7 protein-coding genes are annotated in these 7,254 nt (G+C 67.4%); 4 read left to right on the top strand and 3 right to left on the bottom strand.

The features are described 5' to 3' along the window. The first annotated feature begins 153 nt into the window (after positions 1–153). The 3 genes from serC to aroA all read left to right on the top strand — a co-directional run bounded on the left by serC (position 154) and on the right by aroA (position 3,874). On the top strand, positions 154–1,239 hold the full coding sequence (gene serC, locus ABGA94_RS12125) for a 3-phosphoserine/phosphohydroxythreonine transaminase (RefSeq protein WP_375367394.1): 1,086 nt from the start codon (positions 154–156) through the stop codon (positions 1,237–1,239). A gap of 51 nt (positions 1,240–1,290) precedes the next feature. Continuing rightward, the gene (gene pheA, locus ABGA94_RS12120; protein ID WP_049414995.1) at positions 1,291–2,490 is read left to right on the top strand and encodes a prephenate dehydratase; all 1,200 of its coding nucleotides are present in this window, start codon (positions 1,291–1,293) and stop codon (positions 2,488–2,490) included. 76 nt (positions 2,491–2,566) lie between these two features. Beyond that, the gene (gene aroA, locus ABGA94_RS12115; protein ID WP_053497273.1) at positions 2,567–3,874 is read left to right on the top strand and encodes a 3-phosphoshikimate 1-carboxyvinyltransferase; all 1,308 of its coding nucleotides are present in this window, start codon (positions 2,567–2,569) and stop codon (positions 3,872–3,874) included. A gap of 110 nt (positions 3,875–3,984) precedes the next feature. On the opposite strand, the gene ABGA94_RS12110 is transcribed toward aroA, so the two are convergent. Then, complete coding sequence (locus ABGA94_RS12110; RefSeq protein ID WP_375367392.1) at positions 3,985–4,557, bottom strand: energy transducer TonB; 573 nt, start codon at positions 4,555–4,557, stop codon at positions 3,985–3,987. Positions 4,558–4,676: 119 nt separating this feature from the next. After that, positions 4,677–5,315 (bottom strand): energy transducer TonB, encoded by a 639-nt coding sequence (locus tag ABGA94_RS12105; protein WP_005417291.1) that lies wholly within the window; start codon positions 5,313–5,315, stop codon positions 4,677–4,679. A gap of 113 nt (positions 5,316–5,428) precedes the next feature. Here ABGA94_RS12105 and serS point away from each other — a divergent pair, with 113 nt between their 5' ends. Then, the gene (gene serS / locus ABGA94_RS12100; RefSeq protein ID WP_061478958.1) at positions 5,429–6,709 is read left to right on the top strand and encodes a serine--tRNA ligase; all 1,281 of its coding nucleotides are present in this window, start codon (positions 5,429–5,431) and stop codon (positions 6,707–6,709) included. Positions 6,710–6,850: 141 nt separating this feature from the next. Here the strand turns inward: serS and ABGA94_RS12095 are convergent, their stop codons facing one another. Next, positions 6,851–7,201: a ligand-binding protein SH3 gene (locus ABGA94_RS12095; protein ID WP_065178648.1), complete on the bottom strand. Its 351-nt coding sequence runs from the start codon at positions 7,199–7,201 to the stop codon at positions 6,851–6,853. Between the last annotated feature and the right edge of the window lie 53 nt (positions 7,202–7,254).

The following is a 7,254-nucleotide window of genomic DNA, read 5'->3' as shown; positions in this document are numbered from 1 at the left end:
CGCCGCCCCGAATCCGTTAGGTTGCCGGCCAGCGGCCGGCACTACCCGGTCGCGTTGCCGATGGATTCCGATGAAACCAAATTTCCCTTGCCGCACAAGGCCGCAAGGCTGGTGCACTGCGGCATACTAGGGGTCTTGCCCCACAGGTGTGACATGACGCGCGCGTTCAACTTCAGTGCCGGCCCTGCGACCTTGCCGGAATCGGTCCTGCGCCAGGCGCAGGCGGAAATGCTGGACTGGCACGGGTCCGGCGCTTCGATCGTGGAAATGAGCCATCGCGGCGCGGAATTCATGTCCGTGGCCGCCGAGGCCGAGGCCGACCTGCGTCGCCTGCTCGATATCCCCGAAGACTATGCGGTGCTGTTCCTGTCCGGTGGTGCCACCACCCAGCAGGCGTTGATCCCGCTGAACTTCGCCGCCCCCGGCCAGCGTGCCGACTACGTGGTCAGTGGCCACTGGGGCAAGACCGCGGTCAGGCAGGCCGGTGTCTACGTGGACGTCAACATCGCCGCCAGCAGCGAGGCCGATGGCTATCGCACGCTGCCGCCGCACGCCGACTGGCAGCTCTCGCCGGATGCCGCCTACGTGCACATCACCGCCAACGAGACCATCCACGGCGTCGAGTTCCGTGATGTGCCCGATACCGGCAATGTGCCGCTGGTGGCCGACTTCAGTTCGTCCATTGCCAGCGAGCCGCTGGACGTGCGCCGCTACGGCGTGATCTATGCCGGTGCGCAGAAAAACCTGGGTCCGGTCGGCATCGCGGTGATGATCATCCGCCGCGACCTGCTCGAGCGCAGTGGCCAGCCACGCGCGGACATCTTCGATTACCGCTCGCATGTCGCCCGCGATTCGATGCTCAACACCCCGCCAACCTGGAACTGGTACCTGGCCGGCCTGGTGTTCAAGTGGATGCTGGCCGAGGGCGGCGTGGCCGAGTTCGCCAGGCGCAATGCCGCCAAGGCCGCGCTGGTGTACGGCGCCATCGACGGTTCCGGCGGCTTCTACCGCAATGAGGTTGCACACGCGGCCCGTTCGCGGATGAACATCCCGTTCTTCCTGCCCGATGCCGATCTCGATGCCCGCTTCGTGGCCGAGGCCAAGGCCGCTGGCCTGCTGGCGCTGAAGGGGCACAAGGTCGTCGGTGGCATCCGTGCCTCGCTGTACAACGCCATGCCGCTGGCCGGGGCCGAGGCGCTGGTCGCCTTCATGGCCGATTTCCAGCAGCGTCACGGCTGAGCAATGAACGGCGCGCACCGTCGGGTGCGTGCCCCGCAACAAGGAATTCCGATGGCAAGCAGCAAATCCAGCAAGAAGGCGCCGAAGAAGGCCGAACCGGCCAAGGACAGCGTGCCCACCAAGGCGAAGGGCAAGGCCAAGGCCACCTCGAACCCGGCACCCACCCTGGCGCCGCTGGCGCTGGCCGATGTGCGCTCGAAGATCGACCAGATCGACCGCGACATCCAGAGCCTGATCGCCGAGCGCGCGCGCTTCGCCCACCAGGTCGGCAAGGCCAAGGGCAAGCTCGCCGCCGCCGTCGACTACTACCGCCCCGAGCGCGAAGCGCAGGTGCTGCGCATGGTGGTGGACCGCAACGAAGGCCCGCTCAGCGATGAACTGCTGGTGCACGTCTACCGCGAGATCATGTCGGCCTGCCTGGCCCAGCAGGAGCCGCTGAAGATCGGCTACCTCGGCCCGGAAGGCACCTTCAGCCAGCAGGCCGTACTCAAGCACTTCGGCCGCTCCGCGCTGGGCCTGCCGATGGCCAGCATCGAAGAGGTGTTCCAGGAAGTGGAAGCGGGCAACGCCGATTTCGGCGTAGTGCCGGTGGAGAATTCGGGGCAGGGCACCATCCAGATCACCCTGGACATGTTCCTGACCTCCAACCTGAAGATCTGCGGCGAAGTGGAACTGCGCGTGCAGCAGTTCCTGATGTCGCGCAGCGGCCGCATCGAGGACATCGAGCGCATCTACGCGCATCCGCAGTCGTTCATGCAGACCTCGGCGTGGCTGCGCGCCAACCTGCCGAAGGCCGAGAAGATTCCGGTGTCGAGCAACGCCGAAGGCGCGCGTCGTGCGCGCAACGCCGACGACGCGGCGGCCATCGGCGGCGAGAGTGCCGGCCACGTGTACGGCCTGAAGAAGGTGGTCACCAAGCCGATCCAGAACGATGCCGACAACACCACCCGCTTCCTGGTGGTGGGTCGCAACATTTTCCCGACCTCCGGGCACGACCGCACCTCGGTGCTGGTGTTCATCCATGACAAGCCCGGTGCGCTGTTCGACGTGCTCAGCCCGTTCGCCCGCCACGGCATCAGCATGAACCGAATCGAGTCGCGGCCGTCACACCACGGCAAGTGGGAGTACGGTTTCTTCATCGACCTGGCCGGCCACATCGACGACGCGCCGATGCAGGCCGCGCTGGCCGAACTGGAAGCGCACTCGGCGCAGATCAAGGTGCTGGGCTCCTATCCGGTGGCCGTGCCCTGAGTGCTGCTGCGGCGGCAACAGCCGCCACTCCCTGATGCATCGCCGGCGCTGCCGGTGTTTACGGAATGATCGAACGATGAGCAACGCGCAACACTGGATAGCCCGCAAGGGCCAGCCGCTGCAGGGCAGCCTGACCATTCCCGGCGACAAGTCGGTCTCGCACCGCTCGGTGATGTTTGCCGCGCTGGCCGATGGCACCTCGCACATCGAGGGCTTCCTGGAAGGTGAGGACACCCGTGCCACGGCGCGCATCTTCAGCCAGCTGGGGGTGCGCATCGAAACGCCCAGCCCGTCGCAGCGCGTCGTGCACGGCGTCGGTATCGATGGCCTGAAGGCGCCGGATGCACCGCTGGATTGCGGCAATGCCGGTACCGGCATGCGCCTGCTGGCCGGCCTGCTGGCGGGGCAGTCGTTCGACTGCACGCTGATCGGCGATGAATCGCTGTCCGGCCGCCCGATGCGCCGCGTGACCGGCCCGCTGTCGCAGATGGGCGCAAGGATCGATACCCAGGACGACGGCACACCGCCGCTGCACGTGCATGGTGGCCAAGCGCTGCACGGCATCGATTTCGCCTCGCCGGTGGCCAGTGCGCAGGTCAAGTCGGCGGTGCTGCTGGCCGGGCTGTATGCGCAGGGCGAAACCAGCGTGACCGAACCGCACCCGACCCGCGACTACACCGAGCGCATGTTGTCCGCATTCGGCGTGGACATCGCGTTTTCGCCGGGCAAGGCCCGCCTGCGCGGTGGCCAGCGCCTGCGCGCCACGGATATCGTGGTGCCCGCCGATTTCTCTTCGGCCGCGTTCTACCTGGTCGCCGCCAGCATCATTCCCGGTTCCGAGCTGCGCCTGAAGCAGGTCGGCCTGAATCCGCGTCGCACTGGCCTGCTGCATGCGCTGCGCCTGATGGGTGCGGACATCAGCGAAGAGAACCCGGCAGAACAGGGCGGTGAACCGGTGGCCGACCTGGTGGTGCGCTACGCCCCGCTGAAGGGCGCACGCATTCCGGAAGCGCTCGTGCCGGACATGATCGACGAGTTCCCGGCGCTGTTCGTGGCCGCCGCGGCCGCCGAGGGCCAGACCGTGGTGAGCGGTGCGGCCGAACTGCGAGTGAAGGAATCCGACCGCCTTGCGGCGATGGCCACCGGCCTGCGTGCGCTGGGCATGCAGGTGGACGAGACCGAAGACGGCGCCACCCTGCACGGGGGCGTGCGCCTGGGCAGCGGCACCATCGAAAGCCACGGTGACCACCGTATTGCCATGGCGTTTGCCATTGCCGGCCAGATCAGCGACGGCGAAGTGCGCATCAACGACATCGCCAACGTCGCCACCTCCTTCCCGGACTTCGACGGCCTGGCACGCAGCGCCGGCTTCAACCTGGCCTGATCGGCCGATCAGGTTTTCCGGTAGGTGCCGACCTTGGTCGGCACGCTTCTCCGCATAAAAGGACGGAGGCCGAAGCCTCCGTCTAAACATCACGAACCCCTCGTCCGCGATCAACGCTGTCCGGTACGGAAATCCACCGGGACCCGCACCACACTGGCCACTGCACGGCCTTCATGCATCGCCGGCTGGAACTTCCAGTTCTGCACGGCGCTCAGCACCGCACGATCCAGGTCACGGCTGCGCTCGCCGCTGCGCGAAACAATCGCAGCATTGGTGACCTGGCCGCGGGCATCGACATTCAGGCTGGCGATCACGCTGCCCTGCACGCCATTGCGCAGCGCGGCAGCGGGGTAGGTCGGCTTGCTGTTGCCTGCCAGCGGGCGTGCCTCGCGATTGCGTACGGCAGGGGGGGCCTTGCGCTGGTTGCCGGTCGCTGCGGCCTGGCGGGCCGCAGGCTGTTGTACATCGGCGACCGGCGCCTGCTCGGGCGCGGGCAGCATGCGCTCGCCGACCGGTGCCGGCGCCACGTCTTCCTGGTTCGAGTGACGCAGCCAGAGCAGCGCGGCGGCAAACATCGCCACGATCAGCGCGATCCACATCCAGGGCGACGTGGGCTTGTGCTGTTCGCTGGCGTCCTGCTGCAGCTGCGGCGAATGAAGGTCTTCGTGGGTGGTGGCGGTCATCGCAAACTCCTTCCGTCAATGGACGACGGGGAGAGTGTTGCGCGGGCCAGTGGCGGGAAGTGTCAGCGTTGCGTCAACGCGACCGGCAGGGTTCAGTTTGCCTGCCGGGAAACGTTCAGTTACTGGGTCTTGAAGTCGAACGGCACTTCAATGCTGCCCGGTACGGCCTGGCCGTTGCTCTGCGCCGGGGTGAAGCGCCAGCGGCGCACCGCATCGGTCGCGGCACGGTCGAGCTCGCGTGAGCCGCTGCGCTGGATCACCGTGGCATTGTTCGGATAGCCGGTGGCATCCACGTCCACGCGCACCACCACGCTGCCGGTCTCGCCGGCGCGCAGCGCGGCGGCCGGGTAGGCCGGTGGAGGCGACTGGCCGGCAATCGGCATCGGCTGGCTGTTGCCTGTAGCAGCCGGCGCCGGGGCCGGTGCGACCGGGGCCGCTTCAGCGACGGGCGCCGGCGGTGGCGGCGGGGTTTCGACCAGCTTCGGGGCTTCCTCCTCGACCGGGGCCGGCTTGGCATCGGGCATGTCGCTGGAACCGGCGGCCGCAGCCAGCGGTTCGGGCAGCGGTTCCACCTGCGCCGTCTCCTGCGGGGTCTGTGCGGCCGGGTCGGCGCGGAAGAATTCCTTGTCGCGACCGGTGTACCAGACCAGCACGAACAGCAGTACGCCCACGCCGAAGGCGATGCCGGCGATCTTCAGGGCGTTGCGCGGGATATGCACGGTAAACGACTTGGCGGACGACGAGCGGGGTGCAGACATGGACCGGACCAGTACGGAATGCCCCGATTCTGCCACGGCGGGAATGAACCGGGCGGCAGAAATCCGTATAACAAGCGATAATCCCATCCCTGATACCCACCACGACACCTGCCATGCTTGATCCAGCCCTGCTCCGCCACCAGCCCGCCGACCTCGCCGAACGCCTGCGCACCAGCCGCGGCTTCGAGCTCGACGTGTCTGCCCTGGAGTCCCTGGAGGCCGATCGCAAGCGCATCCAGGTGCGTACCCAGGAGCTGCAGAGCCTGCGCAACAGCCGTTCCAAGGCCATCGGCCAGGCCAAGGCCAAGGGCGAGGACGTGTCGGCCATCATGGCCGAGGTCGCTGCATTCGCCGACGAGCTGAAGGCCTCGGAAGTAGCGCTGGACGAGCTGCGCGAGAAGATCGAAGCGATCTCTATGGGGATCCCGAACCTGCCGGCCGATGACGTGCCGGCCGGTGCCGACGAGAACGACAATGTCGAGCAGGCGCGCTGGGGTACTCCGCGCCAGTTCGACTTCAAGGTGCTCGACCACGTTGAGCTGGGTGCGCGCAACGGCTGGCTGGACGGCGAGACCGCGGCCAAGCTGTCCGGCTCGCGCTTCACCGTACTGCGCGGCCCGATCGCGCGCCTGCACCGTGCGCTGGCCCAGTTCATGGTCGACCTGCACACCGGTGAGCACGGCTATGAGGAAACCAACGTGCCGCTGCTGGTCAACGCCGATTCGCTGCGTGGCACCAGCCAGCTGCCGAAGTTCGAGGACGACCTGTTCAAGACCGCCGTGGGCGACTCCACGCGGTACCTGATCCCGACCTCGGAAGTGCCGCTGACCAACATCGTGCGCGACGAGATCGTCGACGCCGAGCGCCTGCCGCTGCGCATGACCGCCCACTCGATGTGCTTCCGTGCCGAGGCCGGCAGCGGTGGCCGCGACGTGCGCGGCATGATCCGCCAGCACCAGTTCGAGAAGGTCGAGCTGGTCTCGATCAGCCGCCCGGAAGACAGCGACGCCGAGCACCAGCGCATGACCCGCTGTGCCGAAGTGGTGCTGGAAAAGCTGGGCTTGCCGTACCGCAAGGTGCTGCTGTGCACCGGCGACATGGGCTTCTCGGCGGTGAAGACCTACGATCTGGAAGTCTGGCTGCCGTCGCAGGAGACTTACCGCGAGATCTCCTCGTGCTCGAACTGTGGTGACTTCCAGGCCCGCCGCATGCAGGCGCGCTGGCGCAACCCGGCCACCGGCAAGCCTGAGCTGGTGCATACCCTGAACGGCTCGGGCGTGGCGGTTGGCCGCGCGATGATCGCGGTGATGGAGAACTACCAGAACGCCGACGGCAGCATCACCGTGCCGGAGGCCCTGCGCCCGTACATGGGCGGCCTGGAAACCATCGCCTGATTCCCTGACCGGGTAGGTGCCATGCTTGCATGGCACCGTATCCACGCATGGCGTGGATCTACTTGAGGATGTTGCACGCGCCGGGCATGAATTCAACGATGCCCCAGTAGATCCACGCCATGCGTGGATGAACCCCCGCGATCACTCCACAGCGCGCAGCTTCTCCAACGGCACCCATCCCGGTTCGCCGGCCTCCGGCATGCACCATGCCCACCCGTTAAGCGTGCGCATCCCTCGCAGCAGCTGCCCCGGATCCACATCCAGTTCGCGTGCGCAGTAATCCTGCGTGGCAAATGCGCCACCCTGCGCATCGCGGCCGATCACCGGCGCCGGCACGAAGCCGGGCTGCTGCCCCTCGGCCTCGCACAGGAACCAGTCGTCCCAGCCCTCCGGGCCTTCATAGCGTTCGCCCACTACCAGCGCCTGGCCGCGGCGCAGGGTGATCGGGTGCGGAAATTCGCTGCGGTGCGCAGCGGTCACGATGTAGTTCATGCCCCCAGCCTAGCGCGTCGCAAAAGAAGACGGCCCCGCACAGCGGGGCCGCC

Origin of the sequence: Stenotrophomonas sp. 3diitr2024, assembly GCF_042136455.1 — a bacterium.
Classification (GTDB): domain Bacteria; phylum Pseudomonadota; class Gammaproteobacteria; order Xanthomonadales; family Xanthomonadaceae; genus Stenotrophomonas; species Stenotrophomonas sepilia.
This window is presented reverse-complemented; position numbering and strand designations above follow the sequence as displayed.